The sequence below is a fragment of the Roseateles amylovorans genome (genome assembly GCF_025398155.2).
GTDB lineage: Bacteria > Pseudomonadota > Gammaproteobacteria > Burkholderiales > Burkholderiaceae_C > Roseateles > Roseateles amylovorans.
Genome location: NZ_CP104562.2, coordinates 4,067,691 through 4,092,916 on the forward strand (window position 1 = coordinate 4,067,691; position 25,226 = coordinate 4,092,916).

General features: G+C 67.4%; 22 protein-coding genes. 10 read left to right on the forward strand and 12 right to left on the reverse strand.

Features of this window, described 5'->3' with window-relative positions; all coding sequences use genetic code 11:
• The first annotated feature begins 128 nt into the window (after positions 1-128).
• The 6 genes from N4261_RS16820 to N4261_RS16845 all read left to right on the forward strand — a co-directional run bounded on the left by N4261_RS16820 (position 129) and on the right by N4261_RS16845 (position 3,897).
• Positions 129-551 (forward strand): YciI family protein, encoded by a 423-nt coding sequence (locus N4261_RS16820; protein ID WP_261756433.1) that lies wholly within the window; start codon positions 129-131, stop codon positions 549-551.
• A 229-nt stretch (positions 552-780) separates the two neighbouring features.
• Entirely contained in the window at positions 781-1,104 is a 324-nt protein-coding gene (locus N4261_RS16825) for an ArsR/SmtB family transcription factor (RefSeq protein WP_261756434.1), read from the forward strand.
• Positions 1,105-1,121: 17 nt separating this feature from the next.
• Complete coding sequence (locus N4261_RS16830; protein ID WP_261756435.1) at positions 1,122-1,610, forward strand: arsenate reductase ArsC; 489 nt, start codon at positions 1,122-1,124, stop codon at positions 1,608-1,610.
• Positions 1,611-1,613: 3 nt separating this feature from the next.
• Positions 1,614-2,711, forward strand: a complete 1,098-nt coding sequence (gene arsB, locus N4261_RS16835; protein WP_435531941.1) for an ACR3 family arsenite efflux transporter — start codon at positions 1,614-1,616, stop codon at positions 2,709-2,711.
• Positions 2,704-3,426, forward strand: a complete 723-nt coding sequence (arsH, locus tag N4261_RS16840) for an arsenical resistance protein ArsH (RefSeq protein WP_435531942.1) — start codon at positions 2,704-2,706, stop codon at positions 3,424-3,426. The genes arsB and arsH overlap by 8 nt, the downstream gene beginning before the upstream one ends.
• Before the next feature lie 72 nt (positions 3,427-3,498).
• Complete coding sequence (locus N4261_RS16845) at positions 3,499-3,897, forward strand: YfeK family protein (protein ID WP_261756437.1); 399 nt, start codon at positions 3,499-3,501, stop codon at positions 3,895-3,897.
• A 113-nt stretch (positions 3,898-4,010) separates the two neighbouring features.
• Here the strand turns inward: N4261_RS16845 and N4261_RS16850 are convergent, their stop codons facing one another.
• The gene (locus tag N4261_RS16850) at positions 4,011-4,406 is read right to left on the reverse strand and encodes a DUF3224 domain-containing protein (RefSeq protein WP_261756438.1); all 396 of its coding nucleotides are present in this window, start codon (positions 4,404-4,406) and stop codon (positions 4,011-4,013) included.
• 187 nt (positions 4,407-4,593) lie between these two features.
• Here N4261_RS16850 and N4261_RS16855 point away from each other — a divergent pair, with 187 nt between their 5' ends.
• From N4261_RS16855 to N4261_RS16870, 4 genes are all read left to right on the forward strand, one after another.
• Positions 4,594-4,743 carry a hypothetical protein gene (locus tag N4261_RS16855; protein ID WP_261756439.1) on the forward strand — a complete coding sequence of 50 codons (150 nt, stop codon included), beginning with the start codon at positions 4,594-4,596 and terminating at the stop codon, positions 4,741-4,743.
• A 162-nt stretch (positions 4,744-4,905) separates the two neighbouring features.
• Complete coding sequence (locus N4261_RS16860) at positions 4,906-6,597, forward strand: SH3 domain-containing protein (protein WP_261756440.1); 1,692 nt, start codon at positions 4,906-4,908, stop codon at positions 6,595-6,597.
• 87 nt (positions 6,598-6,684) lie between these two features.
• Positions 6,685-7,860 (forward strand): glycerophosphodiester phosphodiesterase, encoded by a 1,176-nt coding sequence (locus N4261_RS16865; RefSeq protein ID WP_261756441.1) that lies wholly within the window; start codon positions 6,685-6,687, stop codon positions 7,858-7,860.
• A gap of 131 nt (positions 7,861-7,991) precedes the next feature.
• Complete coding sequence (locus tag N4261_RS16870; protein ID WP_261756442.1) at positions 7,992-8,465, forward strand: DUF6714 family protein; 474 nt, start codon at positions 7,992-7,994, stop codon at positions 8,463-8,465.
• Positions 8,466-8,546: 81 nt separating this feature from the next.
• Here the strand turns inward: N4261_RS16870 and N4261_RS16875 are convergent, their stop codons facing one another.
• From N4261_RS16875 to N4261_RS16925, 11 genes are all read right to left on the reverse strand, one after another.
• On the reverse strand, positions 8,547-9,806 hold the full coding sequence (locus N4261_RS16875; protein ID WP_261756443.1) for a glycosyltransferase: 1,260 nt from the start codon (positions 9,804-9,806) through the stop codon (positions 8,547-8,549).
• Positions 9,807-10,592: 786 nt separating this feature from the next.
• Positions 10,593-11,495 carry a PEP-CTERM sorting domain-containing protein gene (locus tag N4261_RS16880; protein WP_261756444.1) on the reverse strand — a complete coding sequence of 301 codons (903 nt, stop codon included), beginning with the start codon at positions 11,493-11,495 and terminating at the stop codon, positions 10,593-10,595.
• A 290-nt stretch (positions 11,496-11,785) separates the two neighbouring features.
• Positions 11,786-14,077, reverse strand: coding sequence for a S9 family peptidase (locus N4261_RS16885; RefSeq protein WP_261756445.1), 2,292 nt, complete (start codon positions 14,075-14,077; stop codon positions 11,786-11,788).
• A gap of 147 nt (positions 14,078-14,224) precedes the next feature.
• Positions 14,225-15,187, reverse strand: a complete 963-nt coding sequence (locus N4261_RS16890; RefSeq protein ID WP_261756446.1) for a polysaccharide deacetylase family protein — start codon at positions 15,185-15,187, stop codon at positions 14,225-14,227.
• On the reverse strand, positions 15,187-16,527 hold the full coding sequence (locus tag N4261_RS16895) for a putative O-glycosylation ligase, exosortase A system-associated (RefSeq protein WP_261756447.1): 1,341 nt from the start codon (positions 16,525-16,527) through the stop codon (positions 15,187-15,189). Before N4261_RS16895 ends, N4261_RS16890 begins: the two co-directional genes overlap by 1 nt.
• Positions 16,520-17,722, reverse strand: coding sequence for a glycosyltransferase family 4 protein (locus tag N4261_RS16900; RefSeq protein ID WP_261760742.1), 1,203 nt, complete (start codon positions 17,720-17,722; stop codon positions 16,520-16,522). The genes N4261_RS16895 and N4261_RS16900 overlap by 8 nt, the downstream gene beginning before the upstream one ends.
• A gap of 6 nt (positions 17,723-17,728) precedes the next feature.
• Positions 17,729-18,925 (reverse strand): glycosyltransferase family 4 protein, encoded by a 1,197-nt coding sequence (locus N4261_RS16905; protein ID WP_261756448.1) that lies wholly within the window; start codon positions 18,923-18,925, stop codon positions 17,729-17,731.
• Positions 18,926-18,953: 28 nt separating this feature from the next.
• Complete coding sequence (locus N4261_RS16910; RefSeq protein WP_261756449.1) at positions 18,954-20,870, reverse strand: XrtA/PEP-CTERM system amidotransferase; 1,917 nt, start codon at positions 20,868-20,870, stop codon at positions 18,954-18,956.
• A 48-nt stretch (positions 20,871-20,918) separates the two neighbouring features.
• Positions 20,919-22,166, reverse strand: a complete 1,248-nt coding sequence (locus N4261_RS16915; protein ID WP_261756450.1) for a TIGR03088 family PEP-CTERM/XrtA system glycosyltransferase — start codon at positions 22,164-22,166, stop codon at positions 20,919-20,921.
• The gene (xrtA, locus tag N4261_RS16920) at positions 22,163-23,920 is read right to left on the reverse strand and encodes an exosortase A (RefSeq protein WP_261756451.1); all 1,758 of its coding nucleotides are present in this window, start codon (positions 23,918-23,920) and stop codon (positions 22,163-22,165) included. The genes N4261_RS16915 and xrtA overlap by 4 nt, the downstream gene beginning before the upstream one ends.
• A gap of 8 nt (positions 23,921-23,928) precedes the next feature.
• Positions 23,929-25,203 (reverse strand): TIGR03087 family PEP-CTERM/XrtA system glycosyltransferase, encoded by a 1,275-nt coding sequence (locus N4261_RS16925; RefSeq protein ID WP_261756452.1) that lies wholly within the window; start codon positions 25,201-25,203, stop codon positions 23,929-23,931.
• Between the last annotated feature and the right edge of the window lie 23 nt (positions 25,204-25,226).

A 25,226-nucleotide genomic window follows, 5' to 3' on the forward strand; every position in this document is an offset into this window, starting at 1 on the left:
GCTAGCGGCATAGCTTGCGGGATGGCGTCTCGATCACGGCTGTCGAAATCAGCGCCTGTTGCACGTCATGAGGGTGGAACGGAAACGTCCACCCTCGTTTCTTTTGGACAGGCGCTCAGGAGACAGCCATGCGATTCATGATTCTGGTCAAGGCGACCACCCCCAGCGAAGCCGGCGACATGCCCACCACCGAGATGTTGGCCGAGATGGGGCGATTCAACGACGAGTTGGTGAAGGCCGGCGTGATGCTGGCCGGTGACGGTCTGCATCCCAGCCGCAAAGGCGCTCGGGTGCAGTTCTCTGGCCCGTCACGCCGGGTGATCGATGGCCCGTTCGCCGAGACCAAGGAGCTGGTGGCCGGCTTCTGGATCTGGCAGTGCGCCTCGCAGCAGGAGGCGATCGAGTGGGTCAAGCGCTGTCCGAACCCGATGCCGGTGGATTCCGAGATCGAGATCCGCCAGATCTTCGAGCCTTCGGACTTCGGAGACGCGCTGACCCCTGAAGTGCAGGCGCAGTGGCAGGAGCAACAGGACGCCATCAAGCGGCGTTGACGCGCGGCGCTGCCAAGCGAGGCAGTGCCGAAACGATCCGATCCCGGTCCCGATCCGCAGGGCCGCGCCGAGACGCGGCAACATGAGCGGCGATTTGTGCGTCCCTTTGCGCGGGACATGCGCTGCGGGCGGATCCTCCCCCAGTCTGCGCGGAGGCTGGCCGCTGCGTGGGGGTTCCCACGCGATGGCCAGAATTGCCACCGATCTACATTTCGACTAAAGTCGAAATATGGAAGAATCAGACGTTGTCAAAGCCCTGGGCGCCTTGGCGCAGCCGCTGCGGCTGCGGGTGTTTCGCGCGCTGGTGGTGGTGGGCGAGACCGGGCTGACGCCCGGCGCCATCCAGGAGGGCCTGGCGGTTCCGGCCGCCACCTTGTCCTTCCATCTCAAGGAACTGGTCGCTTCGGGCCTTGTGACCCAGGAACGTGCCAGTCGCCACCTGATCTACCGAGCGGCCTATCCGCAGATGAATGCGCTGCTCGGCTACCTCACCGACAACTGCTGCGAAGGCGCGTCCTGCGCGGTGCCCTCCTCCACCCCCACCTGCTGCTGACCCTCAGGCCATCGCCAATGTCCATCCACATCCTCATCCTGTGCACCCACAACTCGGCCCGCAGCGTGCTGGCCGAAGCGCTGCTGAACCACTGGGCGCATCGCCTGGGCCGAGACTGGCGCGCCCACAGCGCCGGCAGCACACCCAGCGGTCGAATCAATCCGCATGCGCTCCAGGCGTTGGAGAGCGCCGGCATCGACGCCTCCGGCTGTCGCAGCAAAAGCTGGGACGAGTTTGTCGGTGAATCCGCGCCGGTGATGCGCATCGTCATCACCGTGTGCGACAGCGCGGCGGCAGAGCCCTGCCCCTACTGGCCGGGCAGCCCGGTGCGGGTGCACTGGGGCTTTGCCGATCCGTCCACCGCACCGGAGGCGGAGCGCGCGCAGGCCTTTGCGCTCACGCGCCAGGCCATCGGCTACCGCATGCTGCAACTGGCGCAACTGCCGCTGGATGCAATGACCGACGCCGAGCTGCAACAGGCGCTCGACGAGATCTCGAGGTCCTGAGCGATGACCTCCATGCCTTCAGCACCAGCACCGGCACCGGCCACAGGCACGCCCAGCGGCCGGCCGGCCATCAGTTTCTTCGAGCACTATCTCACCCTGTGGGTGGGCCTGTGCATCGTCGCGGGCGTGGCCTTGGGCCAGTTCGTTCCGGGCCTGGCGCGCACGGTCGCTGCCTGGGAGGTGGCGCAAGTGAACCTGCCGGTCGGGTTGCTGATCTGGGTGATGATCATTCCGATGCTGCTGAAGATCGACTTCGGCGCGCTGGGACAGGTCGCCGCCCATGCCCGCGGCATCGGCGTGACCCTGTTCATCAACTGGGCGGTCAAGCCGTTCTCGATGGCGTTGCTGGGCTGGCTGTTCATCCGCCATGCGTTTGCGGATTGGCTGCCGGCGGACCAACTCGACAGCTATGTCGCCGGGCTCATCCTGCTGGCCGCCGCGCCCTGCACCGCGATGGTGTTTGTGTGGAGCCAGCTCTGCAAGGGCGACCCGTATTTCACGCTGTCCCAAGTCGCGCTCAACGACGCGATCATGATCGTCGCCTTCGCTCCGTTGGTGGCGCTGCTGCTGGGGCTGTCCTCGATCACCGTGCCCTGGGACACGCTGATGACCTCGGTGGGGCTCTACATCCTCGTGCCGGTGGTGCTGTCCCAGCTGTGGCGTCGGCAGTTGCTCAAGCGGGGCACGGCTCACTTTCAAGCGGTGGTCGCGCGGCTGGGGCCGTTCTCCATCGCGGCGCTGCTGCTCACCCTGGTGCTGCTGTTCGCCTTCCAGGGCGATCGGATCATCGACCAGCCGCTGGTGATCGCGCTGCTGGCGGTGCCCATCCTGATCCAGGTGGTGTTGAATGCGGGGCTGGCGTACTGGCTCAATCGACGGCTGGGCGTGCGCCACTGCGTCGCGGGTCCGTCCGCGCTGATCGGTGCGAGCAACTTCTTCGAGCTGGCGGTGGCCACGGCGATCAGCCTGTTCGGTTTCCACTCCGGTGCGGCCTTGGCCACGGTCGTCGGCGTGTTGATCGAGGTGCCGGTGATGCTTGCGGTGGTGGCCATCGTCAACCGGTCGCAGGCCTGGTATGAACAAGGAGCCTCACGTGGCTGAGCTGGAGCTGAGTTTCCCCGCGCTGGATCGCGCGCTGTTCGAGGTGCCGGATCCGGCGCGTCTGACCGCCGCGTCACCGTCCCGGCATCCGCCGCGCTTTCTGCTGCTCTACGGCTCGCTGCGCAGCCGCTCCTACAGCCGGTTGCTGAGCTTCGAGGCCGCCCGTCTGCTGACGGCGATGGGCGGCGAGGTACGCCTGTTCGATCCGTCGGGCCTGCCGCTGCCCGACGACGCACCGGACACCCATCCCAAGGTGCAGGAGCTGCGTCAACTGGCGGCCTGGTCCGAGGGCATGGTGTGGTGCTCACCGGAGCGCCACGGCGCGATGACCGGCGTGATGAAGTCGCAGATCGACTGGATCCCGCTGAGCACCGGCGCGATCCGGCCGACGCAGGGCAAGACGCTGGCGGTGATGCAGGTGTCCGGCGGCTCGCAAAGCTTCAATGCGGTCAATCAGATGCGCGTGCTGGGCCGATGGATGCGGATGCTGACCATCCCCAACCAGTCCTCGGTCGCGCAGGCGTATGCGGAGTTCACCGAGGAAGGTCGGATGAAGCCATCGTCGTATTACGACCGGGTGGTGGACGTCATGGAAGAACTCTTCAAGTTCACGCTGCTGACCCGTGACCTCGGGCCTTGTCTGCTGGATCGCTACAGCGAGCGCAAGGAGTCGGCTGAGGCCACGGCTCAGCGGGTGAAGCAGAGCGCGATCTGATCGGACCTGAGCGATCTGATCGATCTGAGCGATGGGGTGGCGGTGCGCCAACCCAGGCTAAGCTTGGCGCCCATGAAGCTGCTCCACCCTGCCCTGACCGCCACGCTGGCCCTGTCGCTGGCGCTCTCCCCGCTCCTTGCGGTGGCCGCGCCCACGGCGGCGCCGGTACGCGCCGAGATCGACACCCTGCTGATTCAACTGCAGAAGTCCGGCTGCCAGTTCAGCCGCAACGGCAGTTGGTACAGCGGCGAGGAAGCGCGCACCCATCTGCTGCGCAAGCTCGACTATCTGGAAGACAAGACCACCGTCCAGAGCACCGAGCAGTTCATCGAACTGGCGGCCACCAAGAGCAGCATGTCCGGCAAGGCGTATCAGGTGCGGTGCAGCCAGACGGCGGCGGTGGAGAGCCGGGAGTGGCTGGGGAAACAGCTGACGGCGATTCGGGGCGCGGGGAAGAAGCCCGCACCCTGACCTCGCACCGCTGACTCGCTACTTGGCGTTTGAGCCGTCGTGCCGAGCGCCGTTCGGCCCATCGCGATGTCAGCGCGATCGCATACCGATGACGAGGCGGGTGCTGTTTCAGATCAAGGCAGCGAGTAGGAGAACTCGTAGCTGTGCCGGCCCTTGTCCAGGATGATGTGGAAGGTGCCGCTCAGTCCCACCAGCTCATCGGTGCCGGAGTCCGGCACCACGGTGACCGACAGACTAGGCGCCCCCTTGTTCATGGTGCCGGTGTGCTGCAGCACAAAGCTGCCCTTCTTGCCATTGAGCGTGCCCTGCACCCGCTCGATGGCCACATAGCCCGCCGAGCCTTTGACGTCAGTGGTGGCGCTGAGCATCTGCCCTTGGGTGGTGGCCACCAGGTCGCCGGTGATCGTCTTGTCGATGGACATGCGACCGAGCTTGGAGCCGTCCGGCTGGCCTTCAAACGACAGGGGAAGGAGCTTGACGACGAAATCGCCTTTGGCAACCTGGGTCATGGATCTGGCCTCGTTCGTTGGTCGAGTGGTCGGCGCCGTCTGCGACTGGGCCGACGGGGTGGCGATCAGGGCGGCGAGCAGGAGCAATGCAAAGCGCATGGGCATCAGGTGTTGGTGTGGGTGCGCCATTGGGCGAAGGACTTGCGACCTCGCGGCGATGGCCAGAATCGCCTGGCGCAGACCCTCGATGACGCAATGGGTGGACGCGCATTGGATCGAGGAGATCGACAACCCACTTTGCCATTCGCACCCCTGCCCTGCAAATGCGGGTTTTCACATCTCCGGCGGCAAGACCGCCGACAGGGGACACGCCGAGAAGACATCGTCGACCTGGTGAGGCGGGGGAATGGCGGCGAGCCCCCGCAATCCCCGGCAATCGCGCACGTTGCGTCGCCACTCTGACCTGCGATTGACCGCCATCGACGGCCTTCGATGCCCCCTCGCCCCATAATCCTTTGCTGCCGAGGCCGCTCACGAGCCTCGCTCCGGAGGAGATTCCATGACGTCATCCTGGCTGGCCAAGACCGCGGCCATTTGTGCCCTTGCAGGCGCCTCATGCGCCTGGGCGGTCGACCAGCCGCCCCGCTGGATCAAGGCCGACGACCTTCGCGTGCGTGCCGGCCCCGGAATGGATCAACGCGTGTCGGGCATGCTGCAGCGCGGCTCCGAGGTGATTCTCAAAAGTCCCGAGGCCTTCGACGGCTTCTGCCTGATCGAGGGCGACGGGCAGTACGGCTACGTGGCCTGCCAGTACCTGAGCGCCGAGCCCATCTCTCGACCGCGCGCCGGTCAGGACGGCGTGCCGCCGGACCGCCGATGGATCACCGGCACCGCGGTGAATCTGCGTGCCGCCGCCGCGCGTGACGCCGAGATCGTGTCGCGACTGTCGATCAACCGGGCGGTGCAGTTGGTGCGGGCCGACGTCGGCATCGGCTTCTGCGAGGTGCAACCGCTGGACCGCGCCGGCAAGCCGGAAGGCGCCAGCGGCTTCACGGCCTGCCAGTACCTGGCGGTGGAAGCCCTGCCCGCCGCGCAGGCCGCCGCGATTGACGGTGACCCCGCGCGCACCTTCTGGCGTTCGCCCGGTTGGTGGAAGCTGGAGGCCTATGCGCAATCGCTGGTCGCGAAGCTGCCCGAGAGCGCCAAGTACGGCCCCTGGCCCCGTGACGAGGAACTGGAGCGCATGAAAGCGCATCTGGCGCTGGGCCTGAAAGCCCCGCCGCCGAAGCCCCTGCCCGACTGGTCCGCCCTCAAGGCCCTGGCCGCAGCGCACGATCCCGCCATCCTCGGCACCGCGCAGCGCGCCAAGGCCAGGAGCGGCAAGGACAAGGAGCTCTGGCGGCGCGAATACCGTGCCTCTAGCGCGGCTCATCAGATCGGCGTGAACCTCGGCCTGTCCGGGCCCTTGCACGACAGCATCTCCAGTGATGGTGGTGGGGAGCGGGTGATGCGCCTGATGCTGGCGCTGGAGATGCCCACCGTGCGGCCCTCCCTTTTCCGCACCGAAGCGGAAGTGGGCCCGCCGGGCGAAGGCCCTGAAGCGCTGGCAGGACGATTCGGCGGCATCTATCGCACCGTGGTGGCCCCGAGAAAGCCGCAGCGGCCCGATGGATCCACCACCACCGGTGCCGGGCTCTATGACATGTTCAGCCGCACCGTCAGCCTCACCCGACCGGTGCTCTACGTGCAGCTGTATCGGGACGGGACACTGAAGAGCGAAGCCACGAATACCAGCGCCACCGAAGTGCTCTGGCGGGATGTGGACGGTCCGGAGTGCGAAGGCTGGACCCCGGGCTTCGGCTTCGGTGATGTGGACGGACCGATCTGGCGTTACTTCGACCAGCCCGGCAACGAGCTGCCCCAGCCGGTCAAGCGCGCGGCCGGTCCGCCCCGTCTCTTCGCCTATAAGGCGCTGCAGGCGCCCCCGCGCAGCAAGGCGACACGCAGCGAGCAGGTGGTGAAGCTGGACCGCGCCGCCACCGGGTTCTCGCGCTTCACCCAGATGGGCTTTGACCTGGACGAGGACGGTGTTCCCGACCTGATGGTGCTGGAGGGCGCCGGACCCGGCCCGGGTCACCTGGGCGGCACCACCCAGACGGACGATCCCTGGTATCGCCTGCTGCTGGTCAACCTCGGTGGCGCCTGGAAGGTGCTGAGCAGTGACAGCTTCTCCTATGGGTGTGGCTGCTAATCCCGCGGCGACCACAAGGTCCATCACGAAACCTTCATCATCTCGGCCCTACCCTGCAGGTCTCACAACGATCATCAGGAGACCGCCTTGAAGCTGCTTCATTCCGTGCTGCTCGCCGTCGTCACCACGGCTGCGCTGGCGCCGACCGCCGATGCCCGCCCCACGCCGTCGCGCGAGCCGACCTTGATCGCCCATCGCGGCGCGAGCGGCTATCTGCCGGAGCACACGCTGGCCGCCTACTGGATGGCGATCGAGCAAGGTGCGGACTTCGTCGAGCCGGATCTGGTCATCACCAAGGACGGCGTGCTGGTGGCCCGCCATGAAAATGCGATCGCCATCCTGAATGCGGACGGCTCGGTGCGCGAAGCCACCACCGACGTGGCCGAGCGCCCGGAGTTCGCGGCCCGCAAGACCACCAAGATGATCGACGGCGTGGCGATCACCGGCTGGTTCACCGAGGACTTCACCCTGGCCGAGCTGAAGACCCTGCGCGCCCGCGAGCGCATTCCGCAGGTCCGTCCCGCCAACACCCGGTTCAACGACATGTTCGAAGTGCCGACCTTCGAAGAGGTGCTTCAACTGGTGCAGCAGGCCAATGACCGCCGCCGCGAGGACGCGCGTGGCGACCGCGACATGCGCCATGGCCACGGCCCGTCGCGCAAGTTCAAGCCGGTGGGTGTTTATCCGGAGACCAAGCATCCGAGCTATTTCGCCGGCATCGGCAAGTCGCTGGAAGAGCCGCTGGTGCGCCTGCTCAACAAGTACGGCTACCGCGGCGCGGACGCGCCGGTGTTCATCCAATCGTTCGAAGTGGGCAACCTGCGCAAGCTCAACCGCATGACCCGCGTGCCGCTGGTGCAACTGCTCAACGGCTCGGGCCAGCCCTACGACTTCACCCTCAGCGGCGACACCCGCACCTACGCCGACCTGGCCAAGCCCGCCGGCCTCGCCGAGATCTCCAGCTATGCCCAAGGCATCGGCGCCAACACCAACCTGATGATCCCGCTGGTGGGCGGCAAGCTGGGCACGCCGACGACCCTGGTCAGCGATGCGCATGCGGCCGGCCTGATCGTGCACGGATGGACCTTCCGGGCCGAGAACGTGTTCCTGCCCAATGAGTTCGATGTGGGCAGTGATCCCGCCGCGATCGGTGACTTGGCCGGACAGATCCGCGCGTTCTTGAACCTGGGCATGGACGGCCTGTTCAGCGACCAGTCGTTCCTGGCGCGCAAGGCGATCGATGCGTATGTGAAGAAGCCTTGAAGGCTGCGCGGGGGCGCTGAGTCTGGGAAGGCTCGGCGCCGCCGCGATCTGGGATCAAGCCCGGCATTCGGGGGCCTCGGCAACTGAGGTTGAGTGGTACCGGCGGCGAATCTGAGTCCCAACATGATGGAATGCCCGAACAAGTACCCACGCCGTTGATCGCCGAGATCTATCAAGCCTTTGCGGGTTTCGAAAAGCCCCATCGGTACATCGTCGACGACCTCTATGAGCCAGAGCGTCTGGACTACGAGGACATGCTGGGTGACAAGACGCGTGAAGCGATTGAGGCAGATGACCTCGGCCATGTGGCTTGGAGCCCGCTCTACCATCTCTCGCCCAAGGCGGTCGCCTATTTGCTGCCCAGACTGATAGAACTCGCGGAGAACGGAAGCCGAGACCGTCTGGGCGAACCAATTCTGAGCCGCCTCATCGGCTACGTCTCCGACGGTCCTTCTTCCGCGCACTTCTCGCTGCTCGGCCGCGAACAGAGGAGCGTGATCGCCAGATACCTTCGTCATGTCGCCGCAGAACACTCGCAGCAGGCTCAAGACGAATGTTGGGAAGACTCGCTAGCGGATGCCATTCGAGAATGGCCGACCGTTTGATAGAAGCGGAATTTTCAGGCGCATGCAAAGCCACATCAGCGGCTCGCTGCAAGCAGCGACCGCTGGGTCAAACCACAATGATCAATGCGCCGCCTTCACAGGCCGCGCCGACTCCACCGACGGCTGCGCGCTCGGCGCATACGACGCCCGGTTCTGGAAGAACGTCACCAACCGCGAGGCCGCCACATCGATGTCGTGCCGCGCCAGCACCCGCTCGCGCGCAGCCGCACCGCGGCGTTGCAGTTCAGCATCGTCGCAAGTCAGGCAATCGACCATCGCGCGAGCCAGCACTTCGGGATCACCCGCCGGGACCAGCCAGCCGTTGTCGCCATCCACCACCAGTTCCGGAATGCCGGCGATCGCGGTGCTGACCACCGGGCGCCCCAGCGCCATCGATTCCATCACCACCACCGGCAGCCCTTCCGCAAAGCTGGATACCACCATCGCGCGGGACGCCAGGATCTCCTCACGGACCTGATCGCTGGTGATCCATCCGGTGATGCGCACCCGGCCGCCCAGTTGGAGCGCCGCAATCCGGGCCTCCACATGCGCCCGCAGTTCGCCATCACCCGCCAGCACCAGCTCGAAGTCGATGCCCTTGGCCGCCACGATCGCCGCCGCTTCCAGCAGCATCAAGTGGCCCTTCTGCTCGCACAGACGACCCACTGCCACCAGCCGGTTGCCCCGCGGCGGCTCGGTCTTGAGCGCATAGAAGCCCGGCTCCACGCCGCAATGCACCACCTTCACCTTGGGCCACTGGGCATGGTCCACCCAGCGATACACCTGGCTGCGGCAGAACGAGGAAATCGCCACCACAAAACGCGCCCGGCGAATCTTCTCGCCCAGATGCAGCAGCTCAGGCTTGTCGAACTCCTCCGACCCGTGGCAGGTGAAGCTGTAGCCCGGGCCGCCCAGGACCTCGATCAGCAGCGCCACCTCGGTCGCATTGGTGCCGAAATGCGCATGGACATGGTCGATGCCCTGCTCGCGCAGCGTGCGCAGCGCCAGGCAGGCTTCGGCCAGGTAGATGAAGTGCAAAGGCAGCGGACGGTCGGCGCGCCGGCCGATCTGCATCACCACCTTCAGCGCGCTCAGGAACCGTCCCGGAGATGCCACCGCCTGGCTGAGCATCGCGCTCAGCAAGGGGCCCATGCCACCGCGCAGCAGGTAGTGCGTTCGGGACTTTTCCGCCTGGTCTTGCGGATCGGGCGCATCGTCGTCCCATCCCCGGACCGAGAGCCGAAGCACATCCACCCCCTGCTTCTCCAGCGCCAGGATCTCCCGGCGGATGAAGGTGTGGCTCACCTTCGGATAGTGATTCATCAGATAGGCGATCTTCACGAGCTCTCTCTCCTTGTTCTTCATGCGCATGCTGCCGACGACCCCACACGCCTCTGGCGTGCACCGTCACCGCACACAACCGATACGGCAAACCCGCACCGTGCCGGGTGCTGCAGCGCACCATCTTGGAATTGCCGATCGCGCGGGAAACCGCCAGCGATCCAGGATCTACCTCTGAGAAAGCGCTTCAACGACCGTCAAAGTCCGGTTCGCTGACCGCGCCCAAGGCAACCCCACATTGGTGCAGGCTGCACCATGCTTGAGAACGAGTCGCCTCGCAATCCCCGATCACGGGGACGCGGCGGCGCTTCCGGGAAACCCGGGTTTCACGAAACCGACATGGCTCCCCGACCGAAAAAATCGAGACGCGGCAGGACCTTCGCACCGAGCCGGCACGACGCCCGCAAGCCCTGCGAGGTCCGACGCCCGGTGCAGCGCAGCAGTTCACTCACGGCTCAATGCGGGCGATTCAGCGAATGTCCGGGATGTGGGGAGGTACGCCGAGGGTGGCCGCCGCCCGGCGTCACGGGCTTTCGACGCGGCACCCCAAGGACTTGCATATCGAAAGCGCGCCACTGTGGCTGCCGAGACGCCTGCGTCCGGCTTTTCAGTCAGGCCCGCCCGACGATCTGGCGTGATGCGCTTCGCAAGTCGGAGAGCGCCTCTCCCGAGGTGCCATCCTGGCCGTTCGTGCGGCTCGCTGACTGATCAGTTGACAGGCCGGCTGCCTGTCGATGTGTCCGGCAATCGTCGTGGCGATTGCCTGGCGGGACATCGCCCGCTGGCTCAGACTGTCTCGGTCGTCCCGCGCTCCGACACCCGGCGACGCGCCACGGCGCCCAATGCCGCCACGCCCGCCAGCATCAGCAGGATGCTGGACGGCTCCGGCACGGCCGGCACCACCGGGATGAACGAGCGCGTGTAATCCACGCCGGAGTCGGAGCTGAGGGTGAAGTTCACCGCGGTGCCGTCCGCCCGGGTCACCGACGAAATGCCCCCCCAGTACAGCGACTGGTTCAGCACCGAGCCCCCCTGACCGCTGGTGCTGTCCAGGTAGTAGGTGTTGAGCGCCGCGGCGCTGTAGAGGCTCATCGAGAAGAAGGTCGCTTCGCCGGAAAGCAGTTGCGTTTCGACGGTGTAGATGCGCGACAGCGAGGCCGACGGCGTATCGAACAGCAGGTAGGTGCTGGTGCTGCCGTCATAGGCCATCTGCGTCGTCGCGCCGACCACCGAGATCGAGCTGCCGAACTGCTGCACCACCGACCAGGTGCTGAAGCCGGCCACGCCAGCTTCGTTGCTCAGCGTGTCCAGCGCCAGATGATTGGCACCGGTCACCGCAAAGCTGTAGCGCACCGTCAGCGGCTCAAAGGCGGTCGAGGTGTGCAGCGTGAGGTTGTCGTACTGAGTGACCGCGCTGGACGTCTGCACGCTGCCCGCGCCACCAAAGGTTGCATAAGTCGAGGCGGTGAGCGCGCCAGCGCTGGACGACGAGGTCACCGAGGCGCTGGTCTGGAACGGATTGCCCAGGAAGTCGGTCCCGGAGGTGCTGGCCTGGTCGGCCAACTGCCCGTGGGCGCCGGAGCTGGTGGTCCGGTTGACGCCGTTCTCCGAGACGATGCTTAGGGTCTGGTCGACCGTTGTCTGCGCTTGGGCCCCGCCGAACACGGCGGCCAAACTCACGGCGATCATGGCCTGCTTCATACATTCCCTCCCGAAGGCGTGTTTTTCAACTTTGTTTCTGGGTTCTTGGAAACCCGGGGCGAACGTTAATTCAGCCGGCCCAGGATCGGCCCCCGCGTTCACGGGGTCTCGCCACAGAACGCTAACAAGTGGTGACAGGTCTTACCCAGCGGCGTCCGGCTCCGGGGCCTGCGGTCGCAGTCGCGGTGCCGGGTCAATCATCTGGGGGATGGCCCCCTCCCCGCCGCTGGCCACCGTTCGCAGCCGCTCCGCGTGGTTCGCTCCCGTTCAGCGTCGCCTCACTCGGCGATGCCCCACTGGTTCAGCATGAAGGCATAGACCTTGGCCTTTTCCTTCAGCGCATCGAACCGGCCGGAGGCGCCCCCGTGGCCGGCGGTGAGGTTGATGTCGAACAGCAGCGGATTCGAATCGGTCTTCAGGGTGCGCAAGCGGGCCACGTACTTGGCCGGCTCCCAGTACGGCACCTGGCTGTCGTTCAAGCCGGTGCGGGTGAGGATGGCGGGATAGGCCCCCGGCTTGAGGTTGTCGTAGGGGCTGTAGGCCCGCATCCAGGCGTACTGGTCGCGGATCTTGGGATTGCCCCATTCGATGTATTCCTCGGTGGTCAGCGGCAGCGTCTCGTCCGCCATCGAATTGATGGCATCGACAAACGGCACCTCCGCCACCACCGCCTTGAACAAGGTCGGTCGAAGGTTGACCACCGCGCCCATCAGCAGCCCGCCGGCACTGCGGCCATTGATGATCAGTTGCTGGGGCGAGGTCCACCGCTGCTCGACCAGCGCATCGGCCACCGCAATGAAGTCGGTGAAGGTGTTCATCTTCTTGTCGAGCTTGCCGTCCAGGTACCAGCGCCGGCCCAGTTCGCCGCCGCCGCGCACATGGGCGATGGCGACGATCACGCCGCGGTCGAGCAGCGACAGGTCGTCGGCATTGAAGCGCGGATCGAGCGACGCGCCATAGCTGCCGTAGCCCCTGAGCAGCAACGGCCGTGGGCCCTCGCCCCGCAGTGCCTTCGCATAGACGACCGAGATCGGGACCCGCGTGCCGTCCTTGGCGGTGGCCCAGAGTCGACGCGATTCATACCGCGTCGCGTCATACCCCGTCACCGGCTGCCGCTTGCGCACCGTGGTGCGGCCGTCGTTCAGGCGGGCGTCCAGCACCGAGGTGGGCGTGGTGAACGATTGATAGTTCAGCCGCAGCGTGTCGGTGTCGTACTCGCGGTTGTCGCCGATGACGGCGCTGTAGAGCGGCTCGCTGAACCCGATGTCGCGGCCCTGGATCCCGCTCGATGCGCCCCCTTTCGGCACCGATGCGCGGGGCCACCGTTCCGGATCAAACACCCGCAGCTTCACCGCCCCCTGCTCCCGCAGCTGCAGCACCAAATGGCGCTTGAACACGGCGATGCGCTCCAGGGCCACGTCCTCGCGCTGCGGCAGCAGTTCGCGCGCCCGGGCCCAGTCGGCCGGGCCGATGGGCAACTGCCTGGGCAGCGGCAGGCTGACGAATCGATGGTTGGGCCCGCGGTCGTTGATCAGCAACAGCCACTGCCCGGCGCGATGCTCGGCGCTGTAGTCGATGCCGGTCTTGCGCGGCAGCAGCACCTGCCAGGCGCCCATCGGCTGGTCGGCGCGCAGCACCCGGGTCTCGCTGGTGTCCTTCGCATGACTGACCACCATCAGATAGCGCCCGTCGGCCGACTTCGCCAGACGCAGGTTGTAGAGCTCGTCCGGCTCATCCAGGATCAGTTCATCCGGCCCCGGCGCATCCACCCGATGCCGCCAGAGCTGATTGCGCCGCCGTGCCTCGTTGGACGTGATGTAGAACAGCGTGCGCGAATCCGCCGCCCAGATCGCGCCATCGGTGCGCAGACCGGTCCACGGTCGGTCCTGCCCGGTGGCCAGGTCCCGCACCCGCAGCTGGAAATCACGGTAGCCGCTGTCGTCCAGCGAATAGACCAGCAGCCGACCGTCCGGGCTGGGCGTGACCTGGTTCACCGACAGGAACTGGCGGCCCTTGGCCAGCTCATTGAGGTCGAGCATCACCTGCGCCAGGGCCTGGGCGTCATAGCCGCGCTGCGGACCTTGTGCCTTCCGGCGGATGTACTGCGGATACTGCGCGCCGGCCAGGGTGCGGGTGCTGAACCACCAGGGGCCATCGCGGGCCGGCACGCTCTCATCGGCTTGCTGGATGCGGCCGACCATTTCGCCGTAGAGCCGGTCGCGCAGCCCTTGAAGTGGCTGGAACCAGCGGGCCGCGTAATTCGCCTCGGCCTGGAGATAGGCCATCACCTCGGGGTTGTCGCGCTCGCGGAGCCAGAAGTAGTCGTCGATGCGGGTGTCGCCGTGGAGGGTGACATCCTTGGGAATACGCGCTGCCTTCGGAGCCTCGCCCGACAAAAGGACGGGGGCCGCGGTTGATGCGGTTGATGCGGTTGATGCGGGCGCTACGGGTAACGCGATGACGGCTTGCGCCATCACGGACTGCGCCAACCACATGCCACCGCCCACCAGCATGGCAAGCCCCACCAAGCCGCGCGCCACGACAGCGCGTCCGGATGCATTCCTCTTCATTCGGCGTCCCTGGTTCGCGGGCCCTCGGTAAGGCCCGACTCGCGAGGGATTGTGCCGGGTCTTGCCTGGCTGTCGACCCGGCAAAACCTCGGTGGCGGAACCCGATCACCACCGCTGCGGCGACATCGACCTCGCGCCCTCACCGCCCTACACCACCGCCGCTGGCCCACCCATCCGCGCGTTGCGCATCATGCGCATCGCAAACATCGTCATCGATCGGCCCCAGGGCGTGTAGCGCGGCAACTGGAACGGGTCCGCACCTGGCAGCGCCACGCCAGCGGAGGTCGACACCGCCGCCTCGAATCCCAGCTCGCGCAGCATCGCGGCGTGGCCGGCGTCGTAGTCCCGCTGCGGCCGACCATTGGGATAGGCGAAGCTGCGCACCGGCCGGCCGATCAGCGATTCCAGATGGGCCCGCCCCGCCTGCACCTGTTCGCGGGCGCCCTCAGGCGCCAGCGTGGTCAGCACCGTGTGGTTGACCGTGTGGCCGCCGATCTCGTGGCCGGCGTCGGCGAGTTGGCGCAATTGCGCGTCGCTCAGCATGAGGTCGTCCGGCAAGCCGCTCACCGGATGCGCGTCCAGCATGCGACGGACCTGTGCATCCCGCTCCTCGGGCGGCAGGTATTTCAGCTGGACCTGCAGCGCGCTGATCGCCTTCAGCCGGTCCTCGTCGCTGCCGATCGCATGACGGCCCATGCCGACGGCGTCCAGATCCAGCAGCGACCCGGAACACCGGCGAACGAATTCGATCACCGTGTCGCTGAACATCCGGCCGCCATTGAGGAAACCGGTCGCGATGAACACCGTCGCCCGCGCCCCGTGGGCCGCCAGGATCGGATGGGCCACCGTCCAGTTGTCCGCATAACCATCGTCGAAGGTGATGCAGGCCGCTCGACGGGGCAGACGCCCCTCGCGCAGCGCGGCCGCCGCATCGGACACCGTCATCAGCTCGAAATGCTGGGACAGGAAATGCACCTGGGCGTCGAAGAGCGCCGCATCGATCTCGCCCGGACGCAGCGGATCCGGCCGCGGCAGCACCCGGTGATAGATCAGGATGCTCAGCGCCGGCGCGCCGCGCGGCCAGCCCAGCAGACTCAAGGGCGCCAGCATCAAGTGCCTCCCCAATAAGGCGACGGTGATGACGATGACGGCGATGCCGCCCCGGCGACCGTCGGCGGGCCCGCAGCGGGCACGGCCTTGGCGCGGCTGTCCATCTCGCGCGCGACGATCCGGTCCAGCGACACCACGATCAGCAGCAGGTAGTAAGGCAGGTCGAAATAGACCAGGCTGAGGAAGGCACCGCCGGTCGCATAACCAATCAGCCCCACTTGGCACATGCCGGCCAGGTCGCGGGCCCATTGCAGGTCGGGCGCCGACTTGCTGCGGCGCATCAGCACACTCGCGCGCCGCCAGGTGAGCCAGAAAATGCCCACGAACAGGAACAGCCCGAAGAAGCCGTGCTCGCCCAAGGCCTGGAAATAGATCGAATGGGCCGTCAACGGAATCGACGGATCCGGCGCGTACTTTGCAAACGCCGCCGGACCGGCCACGGTGAAGCCGCCGCCGAACGGGAACAGGTCCACTGCCAACCGCCAGGCGGTGTGCCAGGCATTGATGCGGCCCAGCGCCGAGTCGTCCTGGTTGTAGGTGCGGATGGTGCTCATGCGGTCCGACCAGCTGTCGGGCATGAACATGAACATCAGCGGCAAGGCGACCATCACCACGATCGCCAGCGGCAACTTGTTGCGGCTCTTCAGCCACATGAAGAAGGACATCGCAATGATCGCCAGGAAGGCCCCGCGCGATTGCGAGCCCACCGCCGAGGCCATGCACAGCACCATCGCCACCGAGGCCAGGTATCGCTGCCATTTCCTGGTCGCCTGCAGCTGCAGATAGCGGATCAGCGGCACCGTCATGATGGTGGCCAGCGCCAGCGAGTTGTTGTCCTCGATGAAGGAGCCCTCCGGCCCCCAGACCCGCGCCGCGCCGCCGGTGGCAATGGTGAACACGCCGCCCTTCAGACCGTAATAGCCGATGGACACCACCAGCACCATCACCAGCCAGTCCAGGTGCTGACGGCGTTCCACCACCAGCATCGATACCAGCACCATCAGCAGCACTTTGAAGGCGCGCGACCAGTAGTTGAATTCCTTCTCGGGATAGAACGAGAACAACAGCGGCGAGACGCCGATCCAGAGGATCCACATCACCAGCAGCACCACCACGCCGTTGACCGGCAGCTTCACCAGCTTGTCGCGGTGCACCAGCAGGCTGACGAACAGCGCCAGCGCAATCACCATCGACCAGGGCGCGTCATGCGCCCAGCCATAGGCCAGGCGGTGCGGGTTCATCACCCCCATCCACACCCAGCCCAGCACGCCCCACATCGGATCCTTGAAGGTCTTCCAGATGAGGCCCGAAAACAGCGCCAGCATCAGCAGGTCACGCATGGCGAAGCTCCGGCTTGCCGCGCGCGGCCAGCACGCGGTGGAAGAGATCGAGCTGACCCTGCGTGGTGGCGTCCCAGCTGAACTGCTCCGCATAGCGGCGCGTGGCCGCCCGGTCGCGCGGCGCGGCACGCAGTCGGCGCACCGCTTCGGCCACACCGGTCGCGGTGCGGGCGGGCATCAGTTCGCCGGCGTCATGCGTGGCCACCACCTCCGGCGTGCCCCAGACATTGGAGGCCGCGACCGGCGTGCCGCAGGCCATCGCCTCCAGCAGCACATTGGCCCAGCCTTCGCGGCTGGAGGCCAGCACCAGCGCATCACAGCCCACATAAACCTCCCGCAGCCGCGCCTGCGGCACCGCGCCCAGGAAGCGCACCCGCGCCTGCACGCCCAGCGTGGCCGCCAGGCGGCGCAGCGCGCCCTCCTCCGGTCCTGCGCCGGCGATCAGCAGGTCCACCTCCGGCAATTCCGCCAGGGCGCCGATCACCAGCTCATGGCCCTTGCGCTCGATCAGATGGCCCACCGAGGCCAGGGTGAAGCGTCCCGCGGCCAGGCCCAGGGACTGGCGAGCCTCCTCCCGTCCGCCGGGATGGAACAGCGTCAGATCCACGCCATTGCGCAAGACCTGCACCTTGGACGCATCGGCGCCCAGCGCCACCAGCTCGTCCTTGAGCGCGGCGCACACGGTGATCTGGGCATTGGCCCGCTGGGCGGCCTGCAGGATCAGCTTGCGCGGAAAGTCGTATTGCGGGATGAGGTTGATGTCGGTGCCGCGCGCGGTGATCACCACCGGCTTGTTCAGGGCGCGCGCCACCATCACTGCGGCCACGCCGTCGGGGTAGAAGTAGTGGGCATCGATCAGGTCGAAGTCGCCGCCTTCGCGCTGCAACCGCCGGGCCTCGCGCAGGAAGGTCCAGGCCAGCGTGTAGGGCGCGCTGCTCATGCCGACCTTGGGCAGTCGCAGGAATCGCGGATGGGTGATCTCCAGCCCATGCCGATGCTCGCGCGCGGGCGTGGCGGCGAACTTGCCGTACTCGCCGAAGCGATCGCCCTTGAACGGGAACCACGGCACCGGCGCGACCACGCGGGATTGCACCTGGCCCGAGGCCACCAGATGCCGCAATCGGGTCTCGACGAAGATGCCGTGGCTGGGCATCACCGCGCTGGGATAGAGCGTCGAGAAGGTGAGCAGTTTCAGCATGGGTCAGGCCTTCGCATCACCCAGGGCCGCGCGCGGTGCCGCACGCAGCGACTGCGCAAGGGTCACCACCCGCTCCGCATTGCCCAGCCAGGTCAGGTGCTGCCGGGCGATGGTGGCATGGGCGCCCTCGCCCAGGCGAAGGCGCAGCGCCTCATCACCGGCCAGGCGGGCCAGCAGCGCTTCCAGTGCGCCCGGCTGCTCGGGATCGAACAGCAGCGCATTGCGGTCGTCGTCCAGCACCTCTTCGATGTTGGGTTGGCGCGGGGCAACGATCGCCTTGGCCAGGGCCAGGTACTCGAACAGCTTGAGCGGTGAGGCATAAGCCACCACCGCCGGCTGCAGCGCGATGTCAAAGGCCGCGACATGGCGCGGCACCTCGTCACGCGAGATCACCCCGGTGAAGCGCACCCGCTCGCCCAGCGCCAGCTCGCGCGCCAGCGCTTCGAGCTCCGCCCGAGCCGGGCCGTCGCCCACCAGCAGCAGCCGCGCATTGGCGGGCGCGGCGGGACTGGCCATCCAGCGGATGACCCGGTCCATGCCGTGCCAGTCTCGCACGAAGCCGGTGAAGCCCAGCACCAGCGCCTCCTCCCAGCCCAGCGCGCGCTTGGCGGCGTCGGGCGTGGGCGCGGCGGCAAAGTGGGCCTCGTTGATGCCGTTCGGAATCACCACCAGCCGCTGGGCCGGCACGCCTTGCGCTTCGATCATCCGACCCAGCACCTGCGTCACCGGCAGCACCGCATCGGCGCCGCGCCAGACACGCCGTTCCGCCCAGCGCGCCAGCCGCGGCAGCGCCAAGCCGCCGAAGCGCTCACGTTCATCGGCCAGCGGCGCGTTGACTTCCAGCAGCAGCGGCACGCCCAGCCGGCGCTTGAGCATCAGGCCGGCCAGCAGGTAGAGGTTGTAGCGCTCATAGATCACATCGGGCTGGAAGCCCTTGGCCGCCGCCGCCAGACGCCGATAGGCATGCAGCGAGTAGCCCAGCTCCAGCAGCTCGTAGACCCATTTGGGCAGCCGCGCACGCAGGCGCTGCACCCAGCCGACGTCGTCGCCCATGCGGGACTTCTCCTCGGGCGCGGATTCCCCGCCCGGCGCCACGACCAGGACCTCATGGCCCAGGGCCCGCAGCGAGCCGATCATCTCTTCGATGTGGACCGCCTGACCGTCCTTGGACGCGGTGCGGTGGTGATAGAGGATCTTCATGCGTGAGCTGTCGTTCCGGCCGAGCCGGTCATGCCGCCTGGCGCATCGGTGCGGCGCCCATCACATTGCGCAGGAACGCGTCATACATCAGCAGCGTCCACAGCGGCGTGCTGTGGTCGCGGCTGCCGTTCTCATGCTGTTCGACCAACTGGCCGACCGCCTTGAGATCGAACCAGCCGGTGTCGGCCAACGGACCGCCGAGCAGCGAGCCCCGCACCCGCTGGCGCAGCGGCCCGCGGAACCAGCGCGACAGCGGCACCGCAAAGCCCATCTTGGGCCGATACAGCACATCGCGCGGCAGATGCGGCTCCAGCGATTTCTTGAACAGGTATTTGCCTTCGCCGCCGCGCAGCTTCAGGTGGGACGGCAGCGTGGCCAGCCATTCCACCAGCTCATGGTCCATCAGCGGCTCGCGCACCTCCAGCGAATGGGCCATCGAGGCGCGGTCCACCTTGGTGTTGATGTCGCCCACCAGGTAGGTGTGGGTGTCCAGGTACTGGATCATCGCCAGCGGATCGTCGGTGTTGGCGCGCTGCGCATGCCGCAGGAACAGCTCGCGGGCGTTGTAGCCGCCCAGCTCCGACTTAAAGCGCGCGCTGTACAGCGGCATGCGCTCGGCATCCCGGATCACCGACATGGTGTGGAAGTAAGCCTCCACCGAATTGCGGGCCAGGGCCTGGAAGGTGGTCTTGGCACGGAACACGCGCGGCGCCCAGTCGGCTTTCGGATAGAGCCGACCCAGCGTACCGAACAGCGGCTTGCGCAGGCCCAGCGGCAGGCTGGCGCGCATGCGCTCTTCCATCATGTGCAGCTTGTAGCGCCGATAGCCGCCGAAGCTCTCATCACCGCCGTCGCCCGACAGCGCCACCGTCACATGCTTGCGGGCCAGTTGGCAGACGCGGTAGGTGGGGATGGCGGAGCTGTCCGCATAGGGCTCGTCGTACAGACGGGCCAGGGTGTCGATGAGGTCGAAGTCGTCGCTCTGCACCATCTCGACGTGATGGTCGGTGTGATAGCGGTCCGCGACCTGCTGGGCGAATTCGGATTCGTTGTACTGCGGATCGTCGAAGGCGATCGAGCAGGTCTTGACCGGCCCGCTGCTTTCGCCGGCCATCATCGCGACCACCGCGCTGGAATCGACCCCGCCGGACAGGAAGGCCCCCAGCGGCACTTCCGCGATCATGCGCAGCTTGACCGACTCCCGCAGGCGGCGCAGCAGCTCTTCCTGCGCCTGCTGCTCGTCGATGCGGGCATCCAGGGTGAAATGCACATCCCAGTAGCGCTGCGGCTGGCCGACCGGCTCACCGCGGCGGATCCACAGGGTGTGCCCCGGCGGCAGCTTCAGCGCCTGGCGGAACACGGTGCGCGGCTCGGCCACATAACCGAGCGCGAAATACTCTTCGACCGCCTGCGGATCGATGTCGCGGCGCAGCAGCGGATGCGCCAGCAGCGCCTTCAGCTCGGAGCCGAAGACCACCTGGCCGTCATCGAGCGGCGCATAGAACATCGGCTTCACGCCCAGCCGGTCGCGCGCCATGAACAGCGAATCGCTGGCGCGGTCCCACAGCGCGAAGGCGAACATGCCGCGCAGGCGCTGCACGCAGTCCGGCCCCCAGGCCGACCACGCATGCACGATGACCTCGGTGTCGCTCTTGGTGCGGAAGCGAAAGCCCAGGCCCTGCAGTTCGTCCATCAGCGCCTGGTAGTTGTAGATCTCGCCATTGAAGACGATGCCCACCGTGCCCGCGTCATTGAACAGCGGTTGCTGGCCGGTGGCGATGTCGATGATCGACAGCCGCCGATGGCCGAAGGCCACGCCGGGCTGCAGATGCACCGAACCCTCGTCCGGGCCACGGTGATGCAGCGTGTCGTTGATGCGATGCATCAGGGCGGCGTCGAAGTCGCGCCGGCCCCGGATGTCGAAGATGCCGCTGATTCCGCACATGGTCGTTCCCGTTCCGTCTGTTCTGTTCGCTCGGCCTGTCGGGGCCGCTCAGCCTGGTTGGCTGCTTTGGCCGGTTCCGGCAGTTCCGCCGGTTCGGCCCGCTCCGCCCTCGCGCCCCAGCAACCGGTCATACAGCCCCTGGTAGCGGGCCACCATGGCCCGCATGCTGAAGTCTCGCTCCACCCGCTGACGACCGGCCTCGCCCATGCTGGCCGCCAGGGCGGGCTCACGGGTGAGTCGCAGCAGCGCGGTGGCCATCGGTCCCGGCTCGCCGGCCGGCACCAGCAGTCCGCTGATCTGGGCCGACACCAGGTCCGCATTGCCGCCAACCTCGGTGGCCACCACCGGCAGGCCGCTGGCCATCGCTTCCAGGATGGTGTTGGAAATGCCTTCGGCCATCGACGGCAGCGCAAACACATGCAGCCCGCGCATCACCGCCGGCACATCGCTTCGCTCGCCCGGTAGCCACGCGAGTTCGCTCAGGCCGGCCTGATCCAGCAGCGCCTGGCACTGCGCCCGCAGCGGCCCCTCCCCGATCATCACCAGCCGCGCCCGGGCCCGCAGCTCCGGCGCGGCCGACAGCATCGCCACGAACGCCTGGGTGAGCATCAACTGATCCTTCACCGGCGCCATGCGGCCCACGGTGCCGATCAGCCAATGCTGCTGCGGATCGAACGGACATCCCGGAATCTGCCGCGCCGACGCGTCGCCGGCCTCACGCTGGAAGCGCTGGGTGTCCACCCCGTTGACGAACTGGCTGACCCGCGCCGGCGCCACGCCCACCGGACCGGTGAGGTACTCGCCCAGATCGCGCGACAGCGCAATGTAATGCGACACGAAGGGCTTGTAGAACCGACGCACCCGTTGATAGGCCCGATTGCGACCGTCCAGGTCGCCCACATCGCGGCCATGCTCGCCGTGAATCCGCACCGGCACCCGGGCCAGCCAGGCGGGCAATTGCACTTCCAGCGCCGCAAGATTGCGGCTGTGCACCACCGCCGGCCTGAGTTCGCGAAACAGCCGATAGAGCGTCGGATACAGCCAGAAGCCCTGCCCGGGCGGTTTGTGCAGCGCATGGAAGCTCACATCGTCGCGCTGCAGGCGCTGGCGGAAGTCGGTGATCTCGGTCAGGGCCAGGATCGCATGCCGATAGCGGTCCGCCGGCATGTGGTTGATCAGGTTGACGACGCCGTTCTCCAGCCCGCCGGTGTCGAAGCGGTACATCACATGCAGCACCAGCGGCCGCCGATCACCGCGACCGGTCTGGGCCTGCGCCATGCTCAGGTCGGCGGTCATGGCGTCACTCCGGAGGCCTGGGGACTGTCGGAGGCACCGGTGCCGGCAGGCAAGGCGGCGGATGAGGCGGCGGATGAGGCGGCGGATGAGGTGGCGGTGAACACGGCGGGCGCACTGGCGCCCTCGGCGGCGCCGGCAGCCTCACCGGTTCCGACTTCGGTCATTCCCTGGCGGTCACGCTGGGCCGGCTCGCCGCGCGATGCGTCGCGCACCCGATGCAAGTCGCTGTCGATCATCCGCCAGTGCTGTTGCAGGAAGGCCTGCAGGCGCTGCGGTGCGGCCTCGTCCTGCGCGGTGTAGATCAGGATCAGGGCCGCATCGTCGCCTTGACCGCGCAGCCGCTGCCAGGCGCCGAGCAGGCGGGCCCGCCAGCCGCTGACCTGGGTCTGGCCGTTCAGCCAGTAGACATGCCAGACCAGCATCCGGGGCGCGGTCATCGCATCCAGCGACGCGGCCCGCACCTGGGTGCTGATCAACGGCATCTGCCCTTGCGGCAGCAGCACGGCGGCAGTGGCACGGGAGACGACCGCCCAATGCTTGTCCTCCGGCGCAACCACCGCATTGCTGGAACTGACCAGCTTGCGTTCGTAGTCCTGGTCACGGAAGTACTGCAGATGCAGTCCGACCGTCGGGTCGTCGCCATGCCGGAACTGCTGATGCAGGCGGGCGTTCGCGCCGTCGAAGCCCGGCGACCAGGCGGGCTCGGGCAGCGGGACCGCTTCCCAGCCGGGTGCGGCGGCGATCACGGGCAGCGCGTCGACCGGCTGGCCGACCGCCTGCCGCAACCACAGCCCCAGCGCTTGCGGCAGCACGATGACCACCGTCAGCGCGAGCACCGCCAGCGGCATCTGCAACGACGCGCCCGACGGGGCACCCGACAGCGACCGTTCCGCCGGTGGCGGCACCAGCACCGGATCAGGCTGCGACCAGCGCGCGCCGATCAGGAACATCGCCATCATCACCAGGCCGAAGAACACCCAGCCATAGATCAGGTGGTCCACGCCCACTGCCAGCGTGTTGCCGGACAGATGGCCGATGAGCACGATCAGATAGGCCCGCGCCCAGTTCGCGACCAGCGGCAGCGCCAGTGCGAAGGCGATGAAGGCCAGCCGACGGCGCAGCGAGTGATAGCTGAGGTAGGCGTAGAGCGTGCCCACCATCAGCGAAGCGATCAGGTAACGCACGCCGGAACAGGCCTCCACCACCGACCATTGGCCGCTGGGAATGATGAACTGCAACCCTTCCTGATAGACCGGGATGCCGCTGAGCCGCAGCGCCAGCACGGTGAAGTGGGCGGTCCAGTCCATCAGCTGCGGCAGCAGGAATTCGCCGATGGGCACGCAGAAGAACAGGAAGGCCAGCGGGAACGCCATCTCCCGGGCCACCCGCCATCCCAGCACCGCCGGCACCAGCAGCACCAGCATGGCCACCAGCGCGAGTTGGGTGGCCGCGTTCACCGCCGCGAAATCCGCAAACAGCCAGACCAGGCCCAGCAGCGCGATCGGCAAGGCCACCCAGGGCTGCGGCCGCGGCACCAGCGGCGCCACCATGACGCGGCGGCGCCAGGCCAGCCACAACGCGATCGGCGGCACCAGGAAGGCATGGGTGAAGGTCCCCGAACGCCACCAGATCGTCACCATGCCTGCCGCCGTCTGGCGATAGAACAGCAGCACGGCCAGCGTCAACAGCAACAGCACCAGCAACGGCCGTCGCCAGGCGACCGGCAAACCGCCGGAACGCAGCTGCTCAGGCATGGCCACGGTCACGCCCCCAGCCCCTGCATGGCGGGCGCGACACTGGCCAGCGGCGTCGGCACCGTCACGGCCGCGGGCGGCAGGTAGGCATCCAGCTGCGAGAGATGGGCCTGCCAGCTGAACTGGCGCAGCACCCGCTCGCGAGCCTGCTGGCCGATGGCCTGGGCCCGCGCTGGCGCGCACAGCAGCGCATGCACCAGATCGACATAGTCCTCGGCGTCATCGGCCGAAAGCAGGTCCTGGCCCGGCTGCACACCGTTGGCGTCCAACGCTTCCACGCAGCTGCGGGCCGCCACCACCGGGCGGCCGACCGCCATCGCTTCCAGGATCTTGTTCTGCACCCCGCGCGCCAGGCGCAGCGGTGCCACCACCGCCACCGCATGCTGCAGGTAGGGCCGCACATCCGGCACCGTGCCGGTCACCCGCACTGCATCGCCGGCCAGCGCCAGGACAGCCGGCGTCGGCGCACGGCCGACGATGGTGAAGCGCAGCTTGGGCCAGCGCCGACGCAACTCCGGCAGCACCTGGGCCACGAACCACTGCACCGCATCGACATTGGGCCAATAGTCCATCGCGCCAGTGAAGACCAGCGGCAACTCATCGGCATCGAAGGGACTGGGCTGCAGCGGCAGCGGCGCGAAGTAGCCGCTGTCCACGCCGTTGCACAGCGCCTCGACCTTGGCCGTGGTGCCGGACAGTTGCTGGAACAGCGCCTTCTCGCTTTCGGTCACGAAGAACGAGCAGCGCGCCTGATCGGCCACCTGCCGCTCATAGGCGAGCAAGGCCTGGCCCTCGCGGCGATAGAGCCAGGACATCGGCCAGCGACGCGCCTTGGCATAGTCGCTCCACTTGGCCGAATCGACGTCGACGAAATCCACCAGCATCGGGACCGGTCCCGCCACCTCGCGCAGTTGCAGCGCGTACTGCGCCATGGTGGAAGAGAACACCACGATCGCATCGAAGCGCTGCTCGCGGGCGATGCGGGCGATCCAGGCGCGCATGGCGCGATGGCGGTAGTACGGCAGGCTCAACGCCTCGCCGGACAACAGGCCCCGCAGACTCGCGAGCCGGGTGCGCAGCGGATTCAGTCCGGCCACGAAGCTGTCGGCACACAGCGCGCGCACGGCGGGCAGATGGGCCCAGTCCTCAGGGTCGTCGATGAAGCTGCCCAGCACCACCTCATGGCTGGCCACCAGGTGCTTGAGCAGGTGGTACGAGCGCAGCTTGTCGCCCTTGTTGGGCGGATAAGGCAGGCGGTGAACCAGGTAGAGGATGCGGGCCATGAACGTCCTTGTGGCGTGGCGTG